The following is a 23,299-nucleotide window of genomic DNA, read 5'->3' as shown; positions in this document are numbered from 1 at the left end:
GTCACCTCCCCCTCGTGGTCGGCGCGGGCGTGGGATAGGTCGGGCTGGGCAGTGGTCCGCGCGGCGTATCGCTACCCGCTGGAGGTCCCAGGCTCCAGCCCTGTGGAAGCAGCGGGTTGCCCGTGTACATCAGCGACTGCCACAGCTGCGGGTACCGACCGCGCAGGGCGTTGAGGAACACCGCGGTGTAGTCGCCGAAGGTGTTCACGCCGACGAGGGAATCGAAGTTCGGGCCCGACGCCACTGCTTCGCCGAGGGTGTTCGCGAACGGTCCGAGACGGTCGATCGTCTCCTTCAGCTCTTTCTCGTTGTCGGTGAGGATCGTCGCGACGCGGTCGAACTTCTGCAGCACGGGCGTCAGCTGCGCGTTGTTCTCGGCGATGAAGCCCCGCAGCTGAGCGGTGACGTCACCGATCCCCTTGATCAGCTGGTTGAGCGCGTAGCGCCGCATCTCGATCTCCCCGACGAGCGCGTTGGCGTCGATGAGCAACCGGTTGATCTGTTCGTTGCGGTCGCCGACGATCTTGCTCACCTGGTTGGCCTTGGCGAGCAGCGCCCGCAGTTCCTTGTCGCGGTCGGCGACCGCTTTCGACAGCCGCGCAACACCGTTGACCGCCCCCTGGACCTGATCCGGTGTCTCGGAGAACGTGATCGTCAGCGTGTTGAGCGCCTCGTTGAGCTGGTCGGTGTCGGTGTCGGCGACGGTGTCGGTCGCTCCTTCGAGTGCGTCCTGCAGCGAATACGGCGAGATCGTGTTGCCGACCGGGATCGAGCCACCGGGCTTGATCCGGTCGCCTCCGTGCGGGATGACCGTGAGATTGCGTCGGCCCAGGACGGTCTCGGTCCGGATCGCGGCCTGGGAGTCCGACCCCATCTCGACGGTGTCGTCCATGCGGAACCCGACCTTGACCTTGGTCCCGGCGTCGGTACCGGCCAGTTCGATCGACTCGACCGTGCCCACCTGGACCCCGGAGACGGAGACGATGTCGCCCTTGGTGAGTCCGCCGGCGTCGTCGAAGTAGGCGGTGTAGGTGCTGATCGGCGAGATGTAGGGCAGCTTGTCCATCTGCATCGCGGTGATGACCACCAGGCCGATCACGACGATGCCGATGACGCCGACCTGTGCGCGACTCCGCTGTCCGCGTTTCTGCTCGCGGGCGACGTCGGCCTCGTCGGATTCGGATCTACGGCTCGAGAACATGCCGCCGAACGGAAGACTCATGAGCCGTCACACCTTCCGCCTGCCGTCGTCGAGTTCCCCATCACGTTGTTCGACGTGTACAGGATGGTCTGACCGCCGGGCGCCGGCAGCATCAGCCGGATGCGGCAGAAGTAGATCTGCAGCCAGGCGCCGTAGGAGCCGAGGTTCGACAGCGTCTTGTAGTCCTCGGGAAGTCGCGAGATCAGGTTCCGGACAAACGGTTCCGCGGCCAGCAACTCCTCCGAGACCCGTCCGGTGTTGGTCACCATCGACTGCAGGGTCGGCCGGGTGGTGCCCAACAGGTCGGCGAGACCGTTGGTGACGCGCGAGGTCTGCGTCAATGCGTTGCCGACGGTGCTCTTCTGTTCGGCGAGCCCGGTGACGAGTTGCTGCAGGAGGTCGACGCTGGTGTCGAGGCCCTCCCGGTCGCCGTCGAGGGTGGCGAGGGTGGTGTTGAGGTTGTCGATCACGTCGCCGATCAACTGGTCGCGGTCGGCCAGCGAGTCGGTGAACGACGCGGTGTTGCCCAGCAACGTGTTCAACGCGCCGCCCTGCCCCTGGAAGACCGCGATCAGCGAACTGGTCAGCGCGTTGGCCTCGTCGGCGTCCAGGGTCCGGAACAGTGGTTTGAAACCACCGACGAGCTTGTCGAGATCGAGTGCGGGCTCGGTCTGGCCGATCGGGATCTGCGCGCCGTCGGCAAGGAAGGTCGACGTGTTGCCGGTCCCCTGCTGCAACTCGAGATACCGGTCGCCGGTGAGGTTCTCGTATCGGATCAACGCGCGTGCCGACTCCGGCAGCGGATACTGCTGGTCGACGCTGAAGGTGATGACGGCATCGTTGTCGCGGTTCAGCTCGACATCACCGACCGACCCGACCTCGACTCCGGCGATCTTGACCTTGCTGCCCGATTTCATCGCCGATGCACTGGTGAAGACGGCACTGTACTCGTTCGACGCGCCGGACCGATAGCGGCTGAAGACGACGACCAGCGCGACGAAGACCAGGACCATCACCACGGTGAAGGCACCCAGTTTGATCAGGGTCGCGCGGAACGCGCGAGCGCGGTTATCCACGGGGCGGTTCTCCGAACAGGATCTGGAACAGCTTCTGCGAGTTCGCCTTCGGCTTGGTCCTGGGCTGGTAGGGCTGGGGTGCGTTGTCGCCGACGTAGAACGGTGCCGGCACCTTGGTTGCGGGATCACTGAGTCCGCCCTGGCACGTCGGCGGTCCCTCGACGCCGACCCGCGGCAGGTCGTACGGATATTGATACGGATCCTTGCCGGGGAGGATGCTCGCGTCGAGCATCAGCATGCCGTTGCGTTCACCGAGGAACGGCGCCGCGACCTCGGAGGCGATCGCGCCCGCGGTGAGGAAGCACTTGATCCCCGGGGCGTTGTATCCCAGGAGCGCCGCGATGGGATCGAGATCCGACAGCGCTCCGATGAGCGTCTTCTTCGAGGGGGCGATGACCCCATCGATGGTGTTGGCCATCCCGGTGGCGTTGATGAGCAGTGCGTCGAGGTTGGAAGTGTTGTCCACCAACGTGTTCCCGACAACGGTGAAGTTGTCGACGGTGCGCAGGAGATCGGGCATCGAATCCGCGTAGACGTTGGTGACGGTCGCGCCCTCCCGGAAGAGTCGGTTCAGGGCGGGCAGATGCGGATTGGTCTTGCCCAGCAGCGTGGTCAGTTGCTCGAGGGCATCGCCGATCTCCTCGCCCTGACCCTGCAGCGCCGTGTTGATCGCACCGAGGGTCGCGTTGAGTTTCTCCGGCTGCAGCTGTGCGAGCACCGAGACGAGCTGCTGGTACACGGTGTTCAGTTCGACGACGACGCGGTCGGCGGGGATCTCGGCACCCGCGGTCAGCGTGCCCTCCGGCTCGCCGGGCACCACGAAGTTGACGGCCTTGGCGCCGAAGATGGTGTTCGACTTGATGTCGGCGGCCACGTTGGCGGGGATCTTCGCCATGTCACCGTCGGCGATGTCGAGGGTGAGGATCGCATCGCCCCCGCGCTCGGTGATCTCCGCGACGCGCCCCACCTCGACCCCGCGCAGCTTGACCTTGGCGTCGGGATTCATCACCAGGCCGGCACGCGGCGCGACCAGGGTGATCTGCTGGGTGCCCTTGAACGCGCCGAGGAACGACGCGCTGGCGCCGATGATCAGCGCGAGCAGCGCCGCGACCATCGCGACGGCGGCCAGGCGACGGGTTCTCCGTGTCCGTTCTTGTTTTCTGCTCATGGTTTAGCCCGCCAGGTTGAACTTGCCGTCCGCGCCATAGATGGCGAGGGAGGTGAGCAGGGTGATCACGACGACCACGACGAGCGACGCGCGGACCGCGTTGCCGACCGCGACGCCCACGCCGACCGGGCCGCCGGAGGCGTTGTACCCGTAATAGGTGTGGATGAGCATCACCGCGACGGCCATGCAGATGGCCTGCACGAAGGACCAGAGGATGTCCGACGGGATCAGGAAGGTGTCGAAGTAATGGTCGTACACACCCGGTGACTGTCCGTAGAGGAACACCGTCGCCGAGCGGCTCGCGAGGAACGAGGCGAGCGAGGCCAGCGCGTACAGCGGGATGATCGCGATCAGGCCGGCGATGATGCGGGTGCTGACCAGGTACGGGATCGAGGAGATGGCCATCGTCTCGAGGGCGTCGATCTCCTCCGACACCCGCATGGCGCCGAGCTGCGCGGTCGCGCCCGCACCGATGGTCGCGGCGAGCGCGATCCCGGAGATCACCGGCACGGCTATGCGCACGTTGATGAACGCCGAGAAGAAGCCGGTGAGCGCCTCGACGCCGATGTTGGCCAGCGAGCTGTACCCCTGGACCGCGATCGTCCCGCCGGTGAACAGGGTCAGGAACCCGACGACCACGACGGTGCCACCGATCATCGCCAATGCGCCGGTGCCCATGGAGATCTCGGCGATGAGCCGCAGGGTCTCCTTCTTGTAGTGCTTGATCGCGCGCGGGATCGACACGACGCTGTCCCAGTAGAACAGCGCCTGATCGCCGATCTGATCCCAATCCTCGCCGGCGCGCTTGACCGCGACCCGCGCGGTCCGGAACCGGGTGGTGAACGGAAGTACCATCACTCAGCCCGCCGTTGCCTTGAGACCGACCGCGGTGACCACGACGTTGACGACGAACAGCGCCATGAACGAGTACACGACGGTCTCGTTGACGGCATCGCCGACGCCCTTCGCGCCACCCTTGACGTTGAGGCCCTGATAACAGCCCACCATTCCGGCGAAGAGGCCGAACAGTGCTGCCTTGACCATCGAGATCATCAACTCGCCGAATCCGGTGAGGAGGGTCAGGTTGGCCACGAACGCACCGGGATTCACGTCCTGGAGATAGACGGAGAAGATGAACCCGCCGCCGATGCCGATCGTGCAGACGAGGCTGTTCAGCAGCAGCGCCACCCCGGTGGAGGCCACGATCCGCGGCACCACCAGACGATGGATCGGGTTGATGCCGAGCACCTTCATCGCGTCGATCTCTTCGCGGATGGTCCGGGCGCCGAGGTCGGCGCAGATCGCGGTGGCGCCGGCACCGGCGACGATCAGCACGGTGACGATCGGGCCGATCTGGGTGACGGTGCCGAGAGCGGCGCCAGCGCCGGACAGGTCCTGCGCGCCGATCTCGCGCAACAGGATGTTCAGGGTGAAGCTGACGAGAACCGTGAACGGGATGGCGACCAGGAGGGTGGGCACCATCGACACGCGGGCGATCGCCCAGGACTGTTCGACGGTCTCCCGCCACTGGAACGGACGGTGGAACAGCTCGCGCGCCGACTCGACGCCGAGCGCCACGAAATCACCGATTCCACTGAGGGGTGTGGCCAGTTTGCTCAGCATCGCCCAACCCCCTTCACCCTCGCACCATCGCGAAACCTATCACGCACAATCGAGCAGAATTGGTCAGTTGACCAGAGCGCTTGCCGAGAATGTGCGTCCCGGATCGCGGTCGGCGAAGTGTCCCGTCAGGGTCTTCGCGAGGTCCTCGGCGGACCACGCATCACCCTCGGCGACGAAGACCTCGTCGACGGTCGGCGCGGCCATCAGGGTGACCTTGGGACCGTAGACGACGAACACCTGGCCGGTGACGGCGTCGGAGTCGGGGCCGGCGAGGTAGGTGACCAGCCGCACGACATGCTCGGGATCGAGAGGGTCCACTCCGTCGGTGGGTGCGTCGCCGAAGACGGCGGCGGTCATCGCGGTCCGCGCCCGCGGGCAGATCGCGTTGGCGCGCACGCCGTATCGCTTGAGGGCACGCGAGGCCGACAGCGTGAGTGCGGTGATACCCGCCTTCGCGGCGCCGTAGTTGGCCTGCCCTTCGGGACCCAGCAGCCCGGCCTCCGAGGCGGTGTTGATGATCCGGCCGTACACCGGGCCGCCCGCCTCCTTGGAGGCCGCGCGCCAGTGGGCCGCCGCATTGCGGGTGAGCAGGAAGTGTCCGCGCAGGTGTACGCGGATCACCAGGTCCCACTCGTCGTCGGTCATGTTGAACAGCATCTTGTCGCGCACCACGCCGGCGTTGTTCAGGACGATGTCGAGCGAGCCGAGCTGGTCGGTCGCCGTCGTCATGATGGCGGCGGCAGTGGCCGAGTCGCCGATGTCGCCGGGCACCGCGACCGCGCGGCCGCCGGCGGCGGTGATCGTGTCGATCACGTCGCTCTGATCGAGCGCCGCGGGGAGGTCGTTCACGACGACCGTGGCCCCCTCGGCGGCCAATCCGATGGCTTCCGCGCGACCGAGACCAGCACCTGCACCGGTGACGACCGCGACGCGACCGTCCAACGTGTAACCCACCCGATTTCCTCCTGAGCTAAAATTAGAACCTGTTCTAGCATGATTCACGGATGGATGGAACAGATCGGCGTTTTCGCTCGGGTCAGTCCTCGACGACGGTCAGCGCCGACTTCGGACAGTTGGCGGCGACCTGACGCAGTTCCTCGACACGGTCCGCGGGGATGTCTTCTTGGAGAATCACCAGGTAGTCGTTGTCATCCAGATCGAAGAAGTCCGGAGCCATCCCCACGCAGATGGCGTTGGACTCGCAGAGGTCGAAATCTGCCTTGATACGCATCGGAACCGTCTCCTCGTCGATGGGTCACCTGTTGACTGGGCTGTGAGAACAGGTTAGAACGTGTTTCAGAAGTGCACGAGCACTTCGTCTGTCAACTTGACCATAAGTGGGGACCGGACGCTAGCCGATCCACCCCTTGGAGTGTCGATGCGCATCGCCTATACCGACCAACAAGCCGAGCTCCGAAGGGAACTCCGCGACTACTTCTCCGGCCTCATGACCGAGGAACGTCGTGCCGCTCTGTCCGGCGGCGACGGTGAACTCGGCGAGGGCGACGCGTACCGTGACGTCGTCGCGCAGATGGGCGCCGACGGCTGGCTCGCCCTGGGCTGGCCCACCGAGTTCGGTGGCCAGAACAGGTCGATGATGGACCAGCTGATCTTCACGGACGAGGCGGCGATCGCGGGTGCTCCCGTCCCGTTCCTCACCATCAACTCGGTGGCGCCGACGATCATGAACTACGGGTCGGACGAGCAGAAGGCGTACTTCCTGCCCCGGATCGCGGCGGGCAAACTGCACTTCTCCATCGGGTACTCCGAGCCGGGCGCCGGCACCGACCTCGCCGCACTGCGGACCACCGCGGTCCGCGACGGCGACGACTACGTCATCAACGGCCAGAAGATGTGGACCAGTCTGGTCGCCTACGCCGACTACATCTGGTTGGCCTGTCGCACCGATCCGTCGACGCTGGAACCGGGCGGCAAGAAGCACAAGGGCATCTCGATGCTCATCGTGCCCACCACCGCCGAGGGCTTCAGTTACACGCCGGTGCACACCATGTCGGGGGTGGACACCAGCGCGACGTACTACCAGGACGTCCGGGTCCCCACGTCGTCGATCGTCGGCGAGGAGGGCGGCGGGTGGCCGCTGGTCACCAACCAGCTCAACCATGAGCGGGTCGCGCTCTGCAGCGCGGCGCCGATCCAGACCGCCCTGCGCGAGACGATCGCGTGGGCTCAGCAGACCAAGACCGGCGACGGGCATCGGGTGATCGACGCCCCATGGGTGCAGCAGAACCTGGCCCGCGTCCACGCCAAGGTCGAGTTCCTCAAGCTGATCAATTGGAAGATCGCCTCGGTCGCGAGTTCCGGCGGATCGCCGAGCCCGGCCGACGCCTCCGCGACGAAGGTCTACGGCACGGAGTTCGCCACCGAGGCCTACCGACTTCTCATGGAGGTCGTCGGACCGGCCGCGACGCTGCGAACCGGGAGCACCGGCGCGCACCTGAACGGTCGCCTGGAGCGGTTCCAGCGCACGTCGCTGATCCTCACGTTCGGCGGCGGCACCAACGAGATCCAGCGCGACATCATCGCGATGCTCGCCCTCGGCCTGCCGCACCAGCGTCGCTGATCCCCACCGAAAAGGGTTCCCATAATGGATTTCTCACTTCCCGAATCCGGCGCCGACGTCCGCGGGCTGGCCCGCGACATCGCGACGTCGATCAGCACCCCCGACCGGGTCGCCGAACTGGAGACGGCTCGTGCCGCGCTCGACGCGGACCTGTGGCGCGAACTCGGCGGCGCCGGACTCCTGGGCCTCGAGTTGTCCTCCGAGACGGCCGGGGATGCCGGCGGCGACCTCGGGATCGTCGAGAATGCGCTCGTGGCAACCGAACTCGGCCGCGTGCTGGCCCGCGTACCGTTCGGTCCGCACGCGATCGCCGCCCTTCCGGTGATCGCCACGCACGGCTCGTCGGCACTCCGGGAGCGGATCCTCGGGTCCGGGGCCACCGGCGACTCGGTGCTCACGGTCGCGGTCGAGGAGGACCTGGCCACCGACTTCACCTCGCCCGCAACCACCTTCTCGTCCGACGGTGACCTGACCGGCGTGAAGGTCGGTGTCCCCTACGCCGAGGCCGCGGACATGTTCGTGGTCACCGCGTCCGGACCCGACGGTGTCGTCGCGGTGCTCGTGGCCGCCGATGCCCCGGGCGTCGTCGTCACCCCGACCCCCGCCACCGGGCTGATCCCGTCGGCGCAGGTCGAATTCGACGGCACGCCGGTGTCCGACGACGCCGTTCTCGACGGCGGCGCCGACACGGCCGCGACACTCATCGCGCGTGCGACCCTGGCCTGCTGCGCCGAACAGACCGGCGTCGTCGAACGCGGCCTCGAGCTCACCGCCGAGTACGCCCGCGATCGCGAGCAATTCGGCCGCGCCATCGGGTCGTTCCAGGCGGTCGCCCAACGTCTCGCCGACGGGTACATCGATGCCCAGGGGCTGGCACTCACGACGACGCAGGCGGCCTGGTTGCTCGACCATTCGACCGGCCACACCCCGGAACTGCAGAACGCGGTCGCCACCGCCAAGTTCTGGGCCGCCGAGGCCGGGCACCGGGTGGCGCACACTGCCGTACATGTGCACGGTGGTGTCGGCCTCGACACCAGTCACCCGGTCCATCGTTACTTCCTGCGCGCCAAGCACAACGAGTTCGCATTCGGCTCCGCGACCGCCTCGGTGCGGGCCATCGGAGCCGAACTGGCCGCCACGCCGGCGTGAACCGACCGGTCGCGGCGACGCAAGCCTCGACGGTCGCCGATCTGCTCGCTCCGCTGATCGAGATCGACGACCGCGGGGTCTGGTTCGAAGACGGATTTCGCTCCTGGACCGATCATCTCGCCGATGCGGCGTTGCTGGCCGGGGTGTTGCGCGGCCGGTTGTCGGATGACCGCCCGCGTCACGTGGGCGTGCTGCTGCCGAATACGCCGGTGTTCAGCGCGCTCTTCGCCGCGGCGGCACGTCACGGATTCGTGCTGGTCGGCCTGAACACCACCCGCCGCGGCGACGCACTCGCCGCCGACATCGCCCGTGCCGAATGCCAGATCGTGCTGTGCGGCGACGACACCCGGCATCTGCTGGACGGCCTCGACCTGAGCGGAACCCGCGTCGTCGATGTCGATTCGCCCGAATGGGCGGCCGCGGTGATCGCGGGTGAGCCGGCACCCCTTGCCGATGCGTCGCCGGACGACCTGTTGATGCTGATCTTCACGTCGGGGACGACCGGCGACCCGAAGGCCGTGCGGTGTACGCACCGGACCTTCGCGACCAGCGGTCCGATGCTGGCCGATCGCTTCGATATCGGGCCGAACGATGTCGCGTATCTCTCGATGCCGATGTTCCATTCGAACGCGATGATCGCCGGGTGGTGCGTCGCGGTGGCGGGCGGGGCGTCGATCGCGTTGCGGCGCAGCTTCTCCGCGCGTGGGTTCGTCGACGACGTCCACCGGTACGGCGTGACGTATGCCAACTACGTCGGCAAACCGATGCACTACATCCTCGCGACCGATCCGCGCCCCGACGACGCGGCGAGTCCACTGCGGATCATGTACGGCAACGAGGCATCTGCCCGCGATCGGCTCCGGTTCTCCGAACGCTTCGGCTGCCGCGTCGTCGACGGATTCGGATCCACCGAGGGCGGCGTGGCCATCACGCGCACCCCTGACACACCCGATGATGCCCTGGGCCCACTGCGCGAACCGACCGCGGTCGTCGACGTCGACACCGCCGAGCCCGTTCCGGCCGGCGTGGTCGGTGAGATCGTGAACCTCTCAGGGCCCGGCCTTTTCGCCGGCTACCACAACGATCCCGACGCCACCGCGGACCGCATGCGCGGCGGGATCTACCACACCGGCGACCTCGCCTGGGTCGACGACGCCGGTTACCTGCACTTCGCCGGACGTCTCGGCGACTGGTTGCGCGTCGACGGCGAGAACATCGGCACCGGCCCCATCGAGCGAATCCTGCTGCGTCACCCGGCGATACGGCAGGTCGCGGTGCACGGCGTGCCGGTCGAGATCGGTGACGAGATCGAGGCGGTCCTCGTCGCCGACGTGCTCACGGCCGACGACTTGAGCCAGTTCCTCTCCGCGCAAGAAGATCTCGGCCCGAAACAGTGGCCGCACCGGGTGCGGCTCGTCGACGAACTCCCCGAGACCGCGACCTTCAAGACCGTCAAACGCCTCCTGGCTTCCGATGCCACCCCACCGACGTGGGTTCGGGACGGTCGGGTCTACCGCGCCGCGACGTAGGCTCCCTCCCACGATCCGTATGACGTTGTGCCCGGTTTCCGGGCACAACGTCATACGGATCTGCTGCCCCCTGTGGACGGCGTTCCGCGTTCGCGATCGTCACGCACTACGTTGACAGCGCACAGTTCTGGTATGCGCTGATCGTGCTAGCTTCTACGCACACTCTCGGGGGGAGACGATGGCAGATCTGACCGTAGATCCGGCAGCGCTGGTCACAGCCGCTATGGAGATCCAACAGTGCGCTTCGAACATCGGGGGGTTGCACCTCAGTGCAGGACTGGGGACCACCTACGCGACCCAGACGTTCGGCGGCCTCGCCGGCTCCTTCCGAGGCGCGACCGACGACATGAGCGATATCGCGAGCTCCGGTGATTCGCAGATCAAGACGTCGATGTCGAATGCTTCGAAGGCAATCTCTGCTTTTGCTGAGTTGGTGATCAACGCCCGCGACACCACCGTCGACACTGATCAATCCGGAGCAAACCGCATTTCGAGCACGATCGCCTTCCCTTCGAGGACCGGCCCACTGACGGACCACCCAGTTCCGCTTGAAATTCTCCTGGGCGTCACGGAGAGGGGACCGCGGTAGCATGCCGCCGAGCTACAACGAGGTCACGGCATGGACGCCTGATCAACTCCGGTTCATCGCCAATGGACTCTTCGCTATGAAGGCTCGTCTCGACGCCGAGGCACCCAAGGCTGGAAACCCAGTCCTCAACCTGACGGGTGCGGAGTGGACGGGTACGGCCAGAGGACCAGCCGATGACCGAGCGGAGGCCATCACACGCTGGCTCCGCGGCGTCGCGGACGAATACGGCGATCTGGCCGATGCGATGAACCGCGGCGCGTTTTCCATCGAAGGAGCAGTCACCGCCCTCGAGAACGGGACAACGTCATCAGAGTCCCAGGGTTATGTGCTCAACCGCGGAAGCCGCGAGTACGAGGTGGCCTTCGAGGCAGCGAAAGCTCCACCCGACACCGAGTACGACGAAAATGTCGCCTTTCAGCACCAGATCGCCTTGCGCAATCTCGGTATAGCTGCGGACCAGGCGGTGAGCGACACGAGCGCAGCAGTCAACTCCGCTTTGGCTGCGCTGAGCGGAATAACACCGGCGTCAATCGCCACATCAAGCGGTTCGATGACACGGGTGACGAACCAAGTGGACGCGTTCCGCGAAGTCTACGGTCGAGTCCCGGTTGGTGAGAATGACTGGCGGATGGCCGCCGCGTTGGACCCGCATAGTTACAATCCGAAGAACAAAGGGGCCCCACCGGTTGTCAGCGTGATCAAGATCAATCCTGTACCCGGGCAGGGCGTCGTTGCCACGGGGCTGTTCATTCCCTCCGAGCGCGTAGTGTCAGGGCTAAACTTCTCCGAGTTCGAACTCAAGAGGAATCTCGGCGACGCCCGCGGGTTCGATCCGAACTTCGCTCCAGAAGACGCTCGCGTCTCATACTTCATCGATTACGAGAACGGCGTGATCGTGGCACGGCAAAACCCTTCGGTCGATGAGAATGGCAACGTCAAGACCGGAACACCTTCCGTCCATGCGAGCCAACTGCACGACGGTACCGTGGCAATCAAATATGACGCGTCCGATCCCCTGGCGCCACCTCATACAGAGGACATCGGTTGGAGTGTACGGGGCCAGACCATTGTCACGCCGGGCGCCGACGGTGCCAGCGTATCGGGTGAAAGAACGGACTTTCCCTCGATGGAGACGTACCAGTACATGCCTGACGGTCGTACTCGAATAATGTTCCAGGACGACGCTGGCGATCATACGGAATACGGGCCACTGCGCGACCTCCCCTCTCAGCATCATTATGGGCAATACACCTCAGATCTATCTCGATTCCCCAAGGACGCCGGGTCTGTCGTCTACGGCCCACCGCCCCACCCCATCGACGAGATGACCGAGTTCGGCGGTGCGGACGACCCTCCTAGGGTCAATCAGGCCAAATGACCATTCAAACGAGTTATTGACAGATACCGCAAAAAAATGAGGACGGCGTCCATGACCAACGAATCAAGCAGCAACGCACCACCCGGCGACCAGGCTGGTCAACGCGTCTTCGCTGCCCAAACGGCAACCGTCGTTGCCATCCTATGTTCGAGTTTCGGCATTCCGTTCCTATTCGCCGATAACCGAGTAGTAATAGCCTTGGTGCTGGCCACGACGACGTTGCTGATCGGATGCGCCCTTGCCCTACCTCGTCGCACCCGCTCGTGGGGAGGCGTGGTCGTTGCGGCCGCGGTGCCCGTCTACCTCATAACTGGTGTGATGTGACAAATCGCGACGACCGCCAATCGGCCAACCGATTCTTCGGACCGATCACGCCCTACATCTGCGTTGCCGCGATCACCCTCGCTTTGATTGCGGTGAATTACCTGTGGGTGATCGGAATATTGCTCAATATCGTGTTCGTATTCGTCGGCATTGCGCTCATGGCGAATCGGGGGGTGGCTCGTCAAGTCGGTACCGGGATTACTGTCGCGTACCTCACCTTCGTTGCCGCACTTGGCATCCTGATACTCTTCGACTACGTCAAGACTGGCGACGGCCCGTCCACGACATCGTCTTTGTCGGCTCCGCCCAACCCAGAAACGTCACATGGAAGTGACTGACGAAGTCGCCTCTGTGGGCGGAGAATCTTTCAAGCCAACCCAATTGAGCTACGCGGCACAGACACTCGTGTCGTTGCTTCTGCCAGTCGCGATCTTTCTCGCTGCGCTCAACTCCGACACGTCACGCGTTCTCCCCGTCCTCGTAACGATCTCGCTAGCCACCGCGTGTGTCGTCGCCATCGTCAAACGTCCCGCTGCGCGCAGCTGGGTTATCACGATCACGACGGCCACCGTGACCATGAGTGTGGCCGTCATTCCCTACGGGGGTTGGCTGTGAACCCGTGCGATGAGCCACCCGACAACCGATTCTTCGGACCCGCGACTCCGATGACAGTGATCTTTACGCTGGTAGCGGCACCGTGCACGTTTCTGTTCGTGTGGGTCGCCAACGTCTTCCTGTTTCTGTTTCTCTTTGTCCTCGGCGCGGCAATGCTCGTCACCGGCACATCCCGCCAGATCGGCACCGGCCTAGTGGCCGGCAGCCTGACTTACGTACTGGTTCTCGCGGGTTTGCTCGTGTACGCCAGCGCCTGAGGAAGCGACACCGCCGCCTCACAAACCCCCTCGGTTCGACACCTGCGCCCGCCGGGACGATGAGGATTCTGTCCATTGGTGGTGGATGCGCTCCGAATGGGTGAGACTGGCACCGGTACGCCCGACGAGAGGCTGGACACCATGACCGGTAGGTACCTGCTCCGCACCCTGGGCATCGCACTCGGATGTGCAACCGCGGCAATCCTCTCCCCCGCGATCGCGAACGCCGCACCGAACGACGTGACGATCACACCCTCGGTGTCGGGCAACTCGGTCACCGTGACCGTCACGAACCGGTCCACGGCGGTGATCGGGTGCAAGATGTTCGGACTCCCGGCCGGGTCTGTGGCCGACAGCGACTCGCGACCACCCTTCGGATACGTCAACCCGGTCGACCCGCGCGCACTGATCGCGCCGGGCGGCACGCGCACCGTGGCGCTCGAGGTGTTCACCGACGAGGGCCCGAGTGGGTCCACCGTCCTGCCCGACGGCGCCTACGACCTGTACTGGGGATGCACGACGGTACCGGGGTTCGACGGCATCGAACAGTGGGGCACGCTTGGCCCGACCGGAAAGCCGTCGACCGCACGAACCACGCGGCTGACACTTCCCGCCGAAGTCGGCACCCTGATCGCACCGACCCCCATGCCGCAGGGGCCGTGCTCCGACGCCAGCTGCCTCCCGCCAGACGTCGCCGACATCGTCGACGACCTGTGGGCCGAGTACACCTCGCCCTAGCCTGAGCCAAGCGGCGAGGCCGTTGCCGTCGGGGACACTCGCCCGGTCACCCAGTGGCTTCGACTCGGCTCCTCGCTCCGCTCGGTGCCGGCTCAACCAGCGGGGGGGTGGCCGACCGCGCGGGCACCAGCCAGCCGGCTCAACCAGCGCGGGGTGGCCGCTGCCGCGGGATCAAGACGACTGGCGGCCTCGACGCAACGGTCGTGCCGACGCGTTGGTTCCGAAGACAGGACGATTGGTGACCGATTGCCCGGCTGGTCCCGCATGTGGTCGGACTCACGTGGCGCCGACGGCCGACTTCCGGTGCTCTGGGAGATAGGGAACCGCTCAATTCGGGCTTCCCCGACGGGACAGACCGCCGATGCCGCCGGGACGCACTCCCCCGTTCGAAAGCCGATCACGACCACAGCCCTATCGACAGGACTGGAGCCGACCGATGACCGTAGCCGAACGCACCGCACCCGAATCCGACTCCCGCAGACAGTCAACCCGAACGGAGCTGCTGGGCCCCTTCCACGACGGGCGAGAAATGATTCTCGCCGCCGTCCTCGCCGCGTTGGCCGGGGCCACCGGCGCGGCGGCGTGGCTGTACTCCTCCGGGTGGTACGTGACCTTCATGACGGGCAACAGCGAGCGACTGGTGCTCGAACACGTCAAGGGGGCCCACCAGCTCGGCTTCACCGCTCTGCTGACCGTGGTGGTGTTCGTTCTCGGCGTGTTCGTGGCCACCCTGGCCAGGATGTACGTCTGGCGCAAAGCCCGGCACGGGGCGACGATGCTGACCGCGGGCTCGACGATCGCCGCGTGGCTCATCGACATCAACCTCGAAAACGGCAACCGAGAATTCGGCGCCGGCCCGGTGCTCTGCCTGGCCTTCGGTCTCGGCGCACTCAACACCTCGATCAGCCGCAAGGGCGAGGTCGTCATGCCTCTGTCCTACGTGACCGGCACCCTGGTGAAAATTGGCCAGGGCGCCGGGTTGCACGTGTCCGGCGCCAAGCGATGGGGATGGGTCGCTCACCTGAGCACCTACGCGGGATTCCTCGCCGGTGCAGGATTCGGCGGCCTGCTGTTCAACGCCTTCGACGAACGGAACTCGCTACTGACCCTGGCCGTGGTCGCGGTGGTCGCCGCGGCGATCACCTGGCGTCTGGATCATCCCAAGTTCTTGCGTGCCGACGTCCGCTGACATGAGTGGCCGCGTCGTCGGCCGGTCGCGTCGACTGCTGGGCAGGCCGGTCAGCCGCCCAGCGTCTTGTTCATCCGGCCGACGGCCTCCTCGTACTCGCTGACGAGGTCGGCGATGAGGTCGGCGACGGGCGTGATCGCGTTGCAGCGTCCGACGATCTGACCGGCCGGCATCGCGACGACATCGGGATTGTCGGCCTGTGAGATCCGTGCGTGCGCCTCGGCGACGAGCAGGTTCTGCAGCGGCATCGGCAACGGTTCGGGCGCGGACTCGGCGTCCCAGGCATCGGTCCAGGCCGTCTTCAGCAGTCGCGCAGGCTTTCCCGAGTAGATGCGGCGGCGCACGGTGTCCCGCGACGTCGCCTTCAGCAGTGCCTGCTGGACAGTCGACGGCTTGTCGGAACCCTCCGGCACGCCGAGCTTGTACTCCGCCGCCGTCAGCCAGTACGTGCCCATCCACACGCCCTGCGCACCGAGCGCGATCGCCGCGGCGATCTGGCGGCCACTGCCCACGCCACCGGCCGCGAGGACCGGCGCGGTGTCACCGACCGCGTCGACGAGATCCGGCCACAGGATCATCGAGGTGACCTCACCGGTGTGCCCGCCGCCCTCGTAGCCCTGGGCGATGACGATGTCGACGCCCGCCTCGACGTGATGCAGCGCATGCTCTTTCGCGCCCGCGAGCGCGGCGACCAGGACGCCGTTGTCGTGCGCGGTCTGGATGACGTCGGCCGGCGGCGAGCCGAGTGCGTTGGCGATCAGCTTGATCTGTCCGTACTTACGACGATGCTCCATCGCGACGTCGACATGCGAGCGCGCGACCGAGTGCAACCAGCCGAGCACCCCGGCGTCGACCCGGTCTCCACCCGGGAGCGGGGGCACACCCAGATCGTCGAGCGTGCGTTCGACGAACGCGCGGTGCTCCGGCGGGATCATCGAGTCGAGGTCCATCTTCGAGCCCTCGGTCGGGATCTTGGCGGGCATCACCACATCGACGCCGAACGGTTTGCCGTCGGTGTTCTCGTGCATCCACTCCAGGACTTCGTCGAGCTCCTCGGCCTCGTTGAAGCGGACACAACCCAGGACACCGAGGCCACCGGCCCGGCTGATCGCCGCCGCCACGTCCTGGCTGGGGGTGAATCCGAAGATCGGATACTCGATGCCGAACTTCTCGACCAGTTCAGTACGCATGTTTCAGCTCCCTTTCGGCGCTCTACTGCGCCTCGTCGGCGGGACGTTCGGTGGTGACCGACGCTCCCCATCGATAGTCGGGTTTGCCTGCGGGAGAACGCTTGATCTCGTCCACGAACCACACGCTGCGCGGACACTTGTAGCCCGCCAACTCTTTTCGGACAACGTCGTTGAGACTCGTGAGCGACGGGCGCGCACCGTCCCGAGTCGCGATGACTGCCGCGACGCGCTGACCCCACCGGTCATCGGCCACACCCACCACGACGGTGTCGAACACGTCCGGGTGGGCCTTGAGCGCCCCCTCCACCTCCTCGGGGAAGACCTTCTCGCCGCCGGTGTTGATCGACACCGACCCACGGCCGAGCATGGTGATCGTGCCGTCGGCCTCGAGGACGGCGTTGTCGCCGGGCAGCGAGTAGCGCACGCCGTCGAAGACCTTGAACGTCTTCGCCGACTTCTCCGGGTCGTTGTGGTAGCGCAGCGGTACGTGGCCGGATCGCGCCAGCACACCGACCTCGCCGCTGCCCGGCTCGACCGGCGTACCGTCCTCCCGCAAGACGTGGGTCTCCTTGTCGGCCTTCACCCGCGGACCGCCGGTGTGCGGCGTGTCCTTCGCAACGACGCCCATCCCGCCGAAGCCGGTCTCCGACGATCCGATCGCGTCGATGATGACCGAATTCGGGAACCGGTCGAGGAACTGTTCCTTGACGCTCGGTGAGAACAGGCAGGCCGACGACGCGATCGACAGCACGCTCGACAGGTCACGGTCCCCACCGCTCTCCAGCGCCTCGATCATGGGGCGCCCCATCGCATCTCCGGTGATGAACACGACGTTGACCTTGTGTCGTTCGACGATGTCCCACGCCGACGATCCGCTGAACTCGGGGTACACCACCGCTTTTCCGCCGGCGAAGAGGGACTGGAAGATCGCCCACTGCGAGCCGCCGTGAATGAACGGCGGAATCGGGTACCGGACGAGCTGTCCGCCCTCGGCACCGGTCTTGGCAAGATGCCACTCGTCGGGTACGGGTTCGCTGGTGTACCAGTCGATTCCACCACCGAGGACGCGCCACACGTCTTCCTGCCGCCACACCACGCCCTTCGGCTTCCCGGTGGTGCCGCCGGTGTAGAGCATGTACAGGTCGTCGTCGCTGCGTTCCTCGAAGTCGCGTTCGGTCGACGACACCGCGATCGCCTCCTCGAAACAGATCGCATCGCTGTGGCCCGCGCAGCACAGGTCCTCGTCCGACCCGTCCTCGATGACGACGCGGTACTCGAGATCGGGCGCTTTCGGCAACGTGTTGCACACGCGACCGGCGAAGCTCCGCTCGTGGATCAGCACCTTCATCCCGGAGTCGGTGAAGATGTGTTCCAACTCGGCTTCGACGTAGCGGTAGTTGACGTTGACCATCACCGCGCGAGCCTTGAAGATGGCGACCATCGCCTCGACCGACTCGATGGTGTTCCTGCTGTACAGACCCACTCGGTCGCCCGGTTGTACGCCCAGTTCCCGGAGTTTGTGGGCGAGGGCGTTGGCACGCGCCTCCAGGTCGGCGTAGGAGCGCAAGCGGTCGCCCGACTCGAGCGCGACGCGCTCGGGAACAAGGTCGACGGCATGCTCGATGAGGTCGGCGATTGTGTAGGCCATGGTTCAAAATTAGAACGTGTTATCGTTCTGGGCAAGCGGCAATACGCGCCCGCCGCCATCACCTGATCACCACCCGAGCACAGCGACACCGGAGTGCAGCGATGACCACAGCAACCCCCGCCGAGTCCGTCACCGAAAAGGCACCCGAGTGCCTCGTCGAGAAGCGCGGGCACATCCTGATCGTGACGATGAACCGACCGGAGGCGCGCAATGCGCTGTCGACGGAGATGATGCGGATCATGACCGAGGCGTGGGACCAGGTCGATGCCGATCCCGACATCCGGGTGGCCATCCTCACCGGCGCCGGCGGGTACTTCTGCGCGGGCGCCGACCTGAAGAGCATGAACAAGAACGCTCCCGGCGACACCGTCGACTCCGGTGCGTGGAATCCGGCCTCGTTGCCGGCCCTGCTGAAGGGACGCCGTCTCACCAAGCCGCTCATCGCCGCAGTGGAGGGACCCGCCATCGCCGGCGGTACCGAGATCCTGCAGGGCACCGACATCCGGGTCGCCGGCGAGAGCGCGAAGTTCGGTGTCTCCGAGGCCCGTTGGGGCCTGTACCCGATGGGTGGCAGCGCGGTTCGCCTCGTCCGGCAGATCCCGTACACCGTGGCGTGCGACATCCTGCTGACCGGCCGCCACATCACCGCGCGCGAGGCGCTCGAATACGGACTGATCGGCCATGTCGTCGACGACGGGACCGCTCTCGACAAGGCACTCGAACTCGCCGGGAAAATCGCGGCCAACGGTCCGCTCGCGGTGCAGGGCATCCTCAAGACCATCCGCGACACCGAGGGCCTACACGAACTCGACGCCTTCGAGATCGATGCGAAGATCGGCATCTCGGTCTTCAAGTCGAAGGATGCGAAGGTCGGACCCCGCGCGTTCGCGGAGAAGCGCACGCCGGAGTTCACCGGGGAGTAGCGGCACCGGGCGGTCGCGCCGCGCAGCGACTTCCGCGACGCCCCCGGTCAGCAGACGGCGTCCGACGTATCCTCCGACGACCTACGTGGGCGCAGCACGATCTCGTCGAGACGCCGACGATGATGCTCTTCGATGGTCATGCCCGCCTGGATCTCGTCGACGAGGGCTGCGGCGACGTCGCGGATCTTCACGTTCTCCTGCTGTGAGCGCCACCTGAGCATGTCGAACGCCCGGTCGGCGTTGACTCCGTAGACCAGCATGAGCATGCCCTTGGCCTGCTCGATCACGCCGCTGCTGTCGCGGAAGGCTCGTACCTGGTCGTCGCCCGCCGTTGCACCACGGCCATCTCGGCGTCGGTCAGGTCGAGGTAGAAGCCCTCGGTGCCGATGGCCCGCCCCGTGGCGTCGGTGATGGAATGCGCGATGACCGCGACCGGTCGGACCCGCCCGGACGTGTCGACGATGCGGTGCCGACTCGAGAACGGCGTGTGATTGGTGAGCATCTCGGCCAGCACGGCGTCGAAGTGGGCTCGATCGTCGGGGTGCTTGTGGCGGCGCATGAGTTCGGTGGTCGGTTCGACCTCCCCCGGCGCATAACCGTGCAGGGCGGCGACCTCATCGGACCATTCCCACTTCTCGCCCTCGTAGAAGAAGCGGAAGCCGCCGATACGTTGCATGCCCGACGGCATCCGGCCGGACCGGCCGGTCTGCCGACCCGCCGGGAGGCCATCCCGTCCGTGGTCGGCGTCTCCGCAACGGGGCCGTGATCACTTGGCTGCACGCGAGAAATTCTATGTTCGATCGGCATGCACGGCCGCAGGTTCTGCAGTTGGGAAGTCGTCGACGACGGTCGCACGCGGCGGATCACCGATACCGTGTCCCGTCGGGCACACGCCGACACCGGGTGCGTCGTCACACCAACGTCGCGAGTTCCCGGATCGTCTCGGTGTCGCGGGCGGTGACCATGAGCATGGTGACGCCGGCCGCCTCCCACTCCTTGATCTGAGAGCGCACCTCGTCGGCCGTGCCGACGAGCATCGTCTCGCGGACCATCTCGTCGGGCACTGCGGCGATCGCCTCGGCCTTCTTGCCGCTGAGGAACAGGCTCACGATCTCGTCGACGGCGTCGGCGTAACCCATCCGCTTGTACAGCTCGGCATGGAAGTTCTTCTCCTTGGCGCCCATTCCGCCGACGTAGAGCGCCGTCGACGGCCGGTAGCGATCGATGGCCGCGGACACATCGTCGGTGATGACGACCTGAACCGTCGCGGCCACCTCGAAGTCGTCCCGGGAACGCCGTGCCCCCGGCCGGGCGAACCCCTCGTCGAGCCACGAGTTGTACTGGTCGGCGAGGCCCAGGCTGAAGAAGATGGCGAGCCAGCCGTCGGCGATCTCTGCGGTCTGCGCGACGTTCTTCGGGCCCTCGGCACCCAGCCAGATCGGGACGTCGGCGCGAAGCGGATGAGTGATCGGCTTGAGTGGTTTTCCGAGTCCGGTCGCCCCGGGTGCGTCGCCCGGGTACGGCAGCGGATAGTGCGGACCCGCGCTGGTCACCTTGTCCTCTCGGGCCAGCACGTCCCGCACGACGCGCACGTATTCGCGGGTGCGTGCCAACGGTTTTGCGAACGGTTCGCCGTACCAGCCCTCCACCACCTGCGGACCCGACACCCCGAGTCCGACGATGTGCCGGCCGCCGGAGAGATGGTCGAGGGTCAGCGCGTGCATGGCGAGGGAGGTCGGCGGCCGCGCCGACAGCTGGGCCACCGCCGTGCCCAGACGGATGCGCGAGGTCGCCGCGCCCCACCAGGCGAGCGGCGTGTACGCGTCGGAGCCCCACGACTCGGCGGTGAAGACCGCGTCGAACCCGCATTCCTCCGCGGTGGCGATCAACTCCGGCGCTTCGCGAATCGGATCGGCACCCCAGTACCCCAGTTGCAGACCGAGCTTCACAACCACTCCCCTTCTCGCCGGGCCGCGCTTCCCACGGCCTGACATGCATCTTGTGCCCAATACTAGAACGTGTTCTACTCGAGATGTGAGCATGAGCGTAACGTCTCCGGCCGCCCCGAATCCCGTCGCCGAGGTGCCCGAGCCGAAGTCCCCCATCCTGACCGCTCCCCTGACCAACTCCTTCGACTACACACGGTCGCTGGGCCCGGTCCTGAGCCAGTTCGCGCTCGCGTTGCGCGATGGCCGGATCATCGGGTCCAAGGGCAGCGACGGCAAGGTGTCGGTTCCCCCGGTCGAGTTCGACCCCGTCACCGGCACCCAGTCCGCCGAGTTCGTCGAGGTGTCGACCGTCGGCACGGTGACCACGTGGACGTGGAACCCCGAGCCAGTGCCGGGCCAACCGTTGGACACGCCGTTCGCGTGGGCGCTGATCCGTCTCGACGGCGCGGACACCACACTGCTGCACGCGGTTTCGACCGACTCGCCCGACGACCTGTCGACCGGCCTGCGGGTCCACGCCGTCTTCGGCGCCGCGCGCATCGGCCGGATCGACGACATCGCGTACTTCGCCCCCGGCGAGAAACCCGCCACCGCTCCGGCCAACACCGCCGACGCCCCCCAGGGCGCGGAGGCGGGGCTGCTCGTCATCCCCACCCCGGTCAGCACCGCGATCACGCACTCGGCCAACGAGGAAGAGTCCGTGTACCTCGAAGGACTGAAGGCGGGCAAGCTGATCGGCACCCGCATCGGTTCGGGAGTCGATGCCGGGCGCGTGTACTTCCCGCCCCGCGGCGTCAGCCCCGCCGACGGTTCACCCGCATCCGAGCGCGTCGAGTTGGCCCACACCGGCATCGTCACCACGTTCTGCATCGTCAACGTGCCCTTCCAGGGACAGCGGATCAAGCCGCCCTACGTGGCGGCCTACGTGCTCCTCGACGGGGCGAACATCCCGTTCCTGCACCTGATCCTGGACTGCGAGGCCTCTGAGGTCCGGATGGGCATGCGCGTCAAGGCCGTCTGGCTCCCCGAGGACGAATGGGAGTACTCGATCGGCAACATCAGCCACTTCGCGCCCACCGGAGAGCCCGACGCCGAGTACGAGACCTATAAGGACCACCTCTGATGACACTGCCACCGATCGCGATCATCGGCTTCGCGCACAGCCCGAACATCGCCGGCTCCCACGGCACCACCAACGGCGTCGAGATGCTGATCCCCTGCTTCGACAAGCTCTATGCCGAACTCGGCATCGCCCGCACCGACATCGAGTTCTGGTGCAGCGGTTCCTCCGATTACCTTGCCGGACGGGCATTCTCGTTCATCTCCGCAATCGACTCGATCGGTGCGATGCCGCCGATCAACGAGTCCCACGTCGAGATGGACGGCGCCTGGGCGCTGTACGAGGCGTGGGTGAAGATCGCGACGGGCGAGGTCGATCTCGCCCTCGCCTACGGATTCGGCAAGGCCACCGCGGGCAACGCCGACCAGACGCTCACCCTGCAGACCGATCCGTACACCGTCGCCCCGCTGCATCCGGATGCCCGGTCGCTCGGCGCCCTGCAGGCTCGCGCCGGCCTCGACGCGGGCGTGTGGACCGAGGCCGACATGGCCGCGGTCGGTGCGCGGACCTTCGGCGGTTCCGCCGACGAGCTGCTCGGTCGTGAGTACGTCGCGAACCCGCTGCGACAGCACGACATCGCGCCGTACACCGATGCCGCCGCAGCGGTCGTCATCGCCAGCGAGCGCAAGGCCCGCGAGCTGGTGGCCAACCCTGCCTTCGTCACCGGGTGGGATCACCGCATCGACACACCCAACTTCGGGGCACGCGATCTCACCGTCTCACCGTCGACGAAGCTGGCCGGCGACACCGCCTTCGGCGACCGCAGCCGCGCGGTCGACGTCGCCGAGATCAACGCGTCGTACACGCACCAGGAGATCATCGTCCGCAACGCGCTCGGACTCCCCGACTCGGTGCGCATCAATCCGTCCGGCGGTTCGCTGGCCGGCAACTCGCTGTTCTCCGCAGGTCTCCAGCGGATCGGGTACGCGGCCAACGAGATCCTCGGCGGCAACGCCGGCACCGCGGTCGCCCACGCCTCGAGCGGCCCGCTGCTGCAACAGAACATGGTGGTCACCCTGAGTGCCCAGAACAACGAGGGGGCCTGAGAACTG

Annotated in this window: 26 protein-coding genes; 14 read left to right on the top strand and 12 right to left on the bottom strand. The window is 66.4% G+C overall.

Annotated elements, in window-relative coordinates; translation table 11 throughout:
- Position 1 precedes the first annotated feature (1 nt).
- The 7 genes from KB201_RS18070 to KB201_RS18040 form a co-directional block, all read right to left on the bottom strand.
- On the bottom strand, positions 2-1,222 hold the full coding sequence (locus KB201_RS18070; RefSeq protein WP_058253548.1) for an MCE family protein: 1,221 nt from the start codon (positions 1,220-1,222) through the stop codon (positions 2-4).
- Positions 1,219-2,277 carry an MCE family protein gene (locus KB201_RS18065; RefSeq protein ID WP_058253549.1) on the bottom strand — a complete coding sequence of 353 codons (1,059 nt, stop codon included), beginning with the start codon at positions 2,275-2,277 and terminating at the stop codon, positions 1,219-1,221. The genes KB201_RS18070 and KB201_RS18065 overlap by 4 nt, the downstream gene beginning before the upstream one ends.
- Positions 2,270-3,391, bottom strand: coding sequence for an MCE family protein (locus KB201_RS18060; RefSeq protein ID WP_211540052.1), 1,122 nt, complete (start codon positions 3,389-3,391; stop codon positions 2,270-2,272). The genes KB201_RS18065 and KB201_RS18060 overlap by 8 nt, the downstream gene beginning before the upstream one ends.
- A 57-nt stretch (positions 3,392-3,448) precedes the next feature.
- A complete protein-coding gene (locus KB201_RS18055) occupies positions 3,449-4,300 on the bottom strand; it encodes an ABC transporter permease (protein WP_004022039.1) in 852 nt (283 codons plus the stop codon).
- 3 nt (positions 4,301-4,303) lie between these two features.
- On the bottom strand, positions 4,304-5,068 hold the full coding sequence (locus tag KB201_RS18050; protein ID WP_065629749.1) for an ABC transporter permease: 765 nt from the start codon (positions 5,066-5,068) through the stop codon (positions 4,304-4,306).
- A 63-nt stretch (positions 5,069-5,131) separates the two neighbouring features.
- Complete coding sequence (locus KB201_RS18045; RefSeq protein ID WP_078113623.1) at positions 5,132-6,022, bottom strand: 3-oxoacyl-ACP reductase; 891 nt, start codon at positions 6,020-6,022, stop codon at positions 5,132-5,134.
- An 82-nt stretch (positions 6,023-6,104) separates the two neighbouring features.
- Complete coding sequence (locus tag KB201_RS18040; RefSeq protein WP_065629750.1) at positions 6,105-6,299, bottom strand: ferredoxin; 195 nt, start codon at positions 6,297-6,299, stop codon at positions 6,105-6,107.
- A 147-nt stretch (positions 6,300-6,446) separates the two neighbouring features.
- Between KB201_RS18040 and KB201_RS18035 the strand changes: the two genes are divergently transcribed.
- The 11 genes from KB201_RS18035 to KB201_RS17985 all read left to right on the top strand — a co-directional run bounded on the left by KB201_RS18035 (position 6,447) and on the right by KB201_RS17985 (position 15,417).
- Entirely contained in the window at positions 6,447-7,649 is a 1,203-nt protein-coding gene (locus tag KB201_RS18035; protein ID WP_058253575.1) for an acyl-CoA dehydrogenase family protein, read from the top strand.
- Positions 7,650-7,673: 24 nt separating this feature from the next.
- Positions 7,674-8,798 carry an acyl-CoA dehydrogenase family protein gene (locus KB201_RS18030; protein WP_078113622.1) on the top strand — a complete coding sequence of 375 codons (1,125 nt, stop codon included), beginning with the start codon at positions 7,674-7,676 and terminating at the stop codon, positions 8,796-8,798.
- Entirely contained in the window at positions 8,795-10,327 is a 1,533-nt protein-coding gene (locus KB201_RS18025; protein ID WP_078113621.1) for a long-chain-fatty-acid--CoA ligase, read from the top strand. The genes KB201_RS18030 and KB201_RS18025 overlap by 4 nt, the downstream gene beginning before the upstream one ends.
- A gap of 178 nt (positions 10,328-10,505) precedes the next feature.
- Positions 10,506-10,916, top strand: a complete 411-nt coding sequence (locus KB201_RS18020; protein ID WP_078113620.1) for a hypothetical protein — start codon at positions 10,506-10,508, stop codon at positions 10,914-10,916.
- Position 10,917: 1 nt separating this feature from the next.
- A complete protein-coding gene (locus KB201_RS18015; protein ID WP_211540035.1) occupies positions 10,918-12,294 on the top strand; it encodes a hypothetical protein in 1,377 nt (458 codons plus the stop codon).
- 51 nt (positions 12,295-12,345) lie between these two features.
- The gene (locus KB201_RS18010; RefSeq protein ID WP_139114248.1) at positions 12,346-12,618 is read left to right on the top strand and encodes a hypothetical protein; all 273 of its coding nucleotides are present in this window, start codon (positions 12,346-12,348) and stop codon (positions 12,616-12,618) included.
- The gene (locus KB201_RS18005; RefSeq protein WP_068972596.1) at positions 12,615-12,956 is read left to right on the top strand and encodes a hypothetical protein; all 342 of its coding nucleotides are present in this window, start codon (positions 12,615-12,617) and stop codon (positions 12,954-12,956) included. Before KB201_RS18010 ends, KB201_RS18005 begins: the two co-directional genes overlap by 4 nt.
- Positions 12,943-13,233, top strand: a complete 291-nt coding sequence (locus KB201_RS18000; protein ID WP_058253555.1) for a hypothetical protein — start codon at positions 12,943-12,945, stop codon at positions 13,231-13,233. Before KB201_RS18005 ends, KB201_RS18000 begins: the two co-directional genes overlap by 14 nt.
- Positions 13,234-13,283: 50 nt before the next feature.
- A complete protein-coding gene (locus KB201_RS17995) occupies positions 13,284-13,490 on the top strand; it encodes a hypothetical protein (protein ID WP_058253556.1) in 207 nt (68 codons plus the stop codon).
- A 141-nt stretch (positions 13,491-13,631) separates the two neighbouring features.
- On the top strand, positions 13,632-14,228 hold the full coding sequence (locus KB201_RS17990; protein ID WP_211540033.1) for a hypothetical protein: 597 nt from the start codon (positions 13,632-13,634) through the stop codon (positions 14,226-14,228).
- 436 nt (positions 14,229-14,664) lie between these two features.
- Positions 14,665-15,417: a DUF1275 family protein gene (locus KB201_RS17985; protein WP_065629755.1), complete on the top strand. Its 753-nt coding sequence runs from the start codon at positions 14,665-14,667 to the stop codon at positions 15,415-15,417.
- A 50-nt stretch (positions 15,418-15,467) separates the two neighbouring features.
- Here the strand turns inward: KB201_RS17985 and KB201_RS17980 are convergent, their stop codons facing one another.
- On the bottom strand, positions 15,468-16,607 hold the full coding sequence (locus tag KB201_RS17980) for a nitronate monooxygenase family protein (RefSeq protein WP_058253558.1): 1,140 nt from the start codon (positions 16,605-16,607) through the stop codon (positions 15,468-15,470).
- A gap of 22 nt (positions 16,608-16,629) precedes the next feature.
- Positions 16,630-18,255, bottom strand: coding sequence for an acyl-CoA synthetase (locus KB201_RS17975; RefSeq protein ID WP_058253559.1), 1,626 nt, complete (start codon positions 18,253-18,255; stop codon positions 16,630-16,632).
- Between the two features lie 101 nt (positions 18,256-18,356).
- Here KB201_RS17975 and KB201_RS17970 point away from each other — a divergent pair, with 101 nt between their 5' ends.
- Positions 18,357-19,178 carry a crotonase/enoyl-CoA hydratase family protein gene (locus KB201_RS17970; RefSeq protein ID WP_058253560.1) on the top strand — a complete coding sequence of 274 codons (822 nt, stop codon included), beginning with the start codon at positions 18,357-18,359 and terminating at the stop codon, positions 19,176-19,178.
- A gap of 47 nt (positions 19,179-19,225) precedes the next feature.
- Here KB201_RS17970 and KB201_RS24975 read toward each other — a convergent pair whose 3' ends face one another.
- The 3 genes from KB201_RS24975 to KB201_RS17960 all read right to left on the bottom strand — a co-directional run bounded on the left by KB201_RS24975 (position 19,226) and on the right by KB201_RS17960 (position 21,127).
- Positions 19,226-19,465: an ANTAR domain-containing protein gene (locus KB201_RS24975; protein WP_231742642.1), complete on the bottom strand. Its 240-nt coding sequence runs from the start codon at positions 19,463-19,465 to the stop codon at positions 19,226-19,228.
- The gene (locus KB201_RS24970; RefSeq protein WP_240199161.1) at positions 19,462-19,854 is read right to left on the bottom strand and encodes a PAS domain-containing protein; all 393 of its coding nucleotides are present in this window, start codon (positions 19,852-19,854) and stop codon (positions 19,462-19,464) included. Before KB201_RS24970 ends, KB201_RS24975 begins: the two co-directional genes overlap by 4 nt.
- 235 nt (positions 19,855-20,089) lie before the next feature.
- Positions 20,090-21,127 (bottom strand): LLM class F420-dependent oxidoreductase, encoded by a 1,038-nt coding sequence (locus KB201_RS17960; protein ID WP_058253561.1) that lies wholly within the window; start codon positions 21,125-21,127, stop codon positions 20,090-20,092.
- A 91-nt stretch (positions 21,128-21,218) separates the two neighbouring features.
- On the opposite strand from KB201_RS17960, the gene KB201_RS17955 reads away from it, so the two are divergent.
- Both KB201_RS17955 and KB201_RS17950 read left to right on the top strand, forming a co-directional pair.
- Positions 21,219-22,250 carry an OB-fold nucleic acid binding domain-containing protein gene (locus tag KB201_RS17955; RefSeq protein ID WP_058253577.1) on the top strand — a complete coding sequence of 344 codons (1,032 nt, stop codon included), beginning with the start codon at positions 21,219-21,221 and terminating at the stop codon, positions 22,248-22,250.
- Positions 22,250-23,293, top strand: coding sequence for a thiolase domain-containing protein (locus tag KB201_RS17950; protein WP_205333802.1), 1,044 nt, complete (start codon positions 22,250-22,252; stop codon positions 23,291-23,293). Before KB201_RS17955 ends, KB201_RS17950 begins: the two co-directional genes overlap by 1 nt.
- Positions 23,294-23,299: the final 6 nt, after the last annotated feature.

Source organism: Gordonia sp. SCSIO 19800, assembly GCF_018132775.1.
GTDB lineage: Bacteria > Actinomycetota > Actinomycetes > Mycobacteriales > Mycobacteriaceae > Gordonia > Gordonia hongkongensis.
Note: the sequence above shows the minus strand (reverse complement) of the source record. Positions and strands in the feature narration are given on the sequence as shown.

Coding starts and splice junctions, on each gene's coding strand:
- KB201_RS18070 (WP_058253548.1), bottom strand. CDS start 1,222: ATGAGTCTTCCGTTCGGCGGCATGTTCTCGAGCCGTAGATCCGAATCC.
- KB201_RS18060 (WP_211540052.1), bottom strand. CDS start 3,391: ATGGTCGCGGCGCTGCTCGCGCTGATCATCGGCGCCAGCGCGTCGTTC.
- KB201_RS18055 (WP_004022039.1), bottom strand. CDS start 4,300: ATGGTACTTCCGTTCACCACCCGGTTCCGGACCGCGCGGGTCGCGGTC.
- KB201_RS18050 (WP_065629749.1), bottom strand. CDS start 5,068: ATGCTGAGCAAACTGGCCACACCCCTCAGTGGAATCGGTGATTTCGTG.
- KB201_RS18040 (WP_065629750.1), bottom strand. CDS start 6,299: ATGCGTATCAAGGCAGATTTCGACCTCTGCGAGTCCAACGCCATCTGC.
- KB201_RS18035 (WP_058253575.1), top strand. CDS start 6,447: ATGCGCATCGCCTATACCGACCAACAAGCCGAGCTCCGAAGGGAACTC.
- KB201_RS18030 (WP_078113622.1), top strand. CDS start 7,674: ATGGATTTCTCACTTCCCGAATCCGGCGCCGACGTCCGCGGGCTGGCC.
- KB201_RS18020 (WP_078113620.1), top strand. CDS start 10,506: ATGGCAGATCTGACCGTAGATCCGGCAGCGCTGGTCACAGCCGCTATG.
- KB201_RS18015 (WP_211540035.1), top strand. CDS start 10,918: ATGCCGCCGAGCTACAACGAGGTCACGGCATGGACGCCTGATCAACTC.
- KB201_RS18010 (WP_139114248.1), top strand. CDS start 12,346: ATGACCAACGAATCAAGCAGCAACGCACCACCCGGCGACCAGGCTGGT.
- KB201_RS18000 (WP_058253555.1), top strand. CDS start 12,943: ATGGAAGTGACTGACGAAGTCGCCTCTGTGGGCGGAGAATCTTTCAAG.
- KB201_RS17995 (WP_058253556.1), top strand. CDS start 13,284: ATGACAGTGATCTTTACGCTGGTAGCGGCACCGTGCACGTTTCTGTTC.
- KB201_RS17990 (WP_211540033.1), top strand. CDS start 13,632: ATGACCGGTAGGTACCTGCTCCGCACCCTGGGCATCGCACTCGGATGT.
- KB201_RS17985 (WP_065629755.1), top strand. CDS start 14,665: ATGACCGTAGCCGAACGCACCGCACCCGAATCCGACTCCCGCAGACAG.
- KB201_RS17980 (WP_058253558.1), bottom strand. CDS start 16,607: ATGCGTACTGAACTGGTCGAGAAGTTCGGCATCGAGTATCCGATCTTC.
- KB201_RS17975 (WP_058253559.1), bottom strand. CDS start 18,255: ATGGCCTACACAATCGCCGACCTCATCGAGCATGCCGTCGACCTTGTT.
- KB201_RS17970 (WP_058253560.1), top strand. CDS start 18,357: ATGACCACAGCAACCCCCGCCGAGTCCGTCACCGAAAAGGCACCCGAG.
- KB201_RS24970 (WP_240199161.1), bottom strand. CDS start 19,854: ATGCAACGTATCGGCGGCTTCCGCTTCTTCTACGAGGGCGAGAAGTGG.
- KB201_RS17955 (WP_058253577.1), top strand. CDS start 21,219: ATGAGCGTAACGTCTCCGGCCGCCCCGAATCCCGTCGCCGAGGTGCCC.
- KB201_RS17950 (WP_205333802.1), top strand. CDS start 22,250: ATGACACTGCCACCGATCGCGATCATCGGCTTCGCGCACAGCCCGAAC.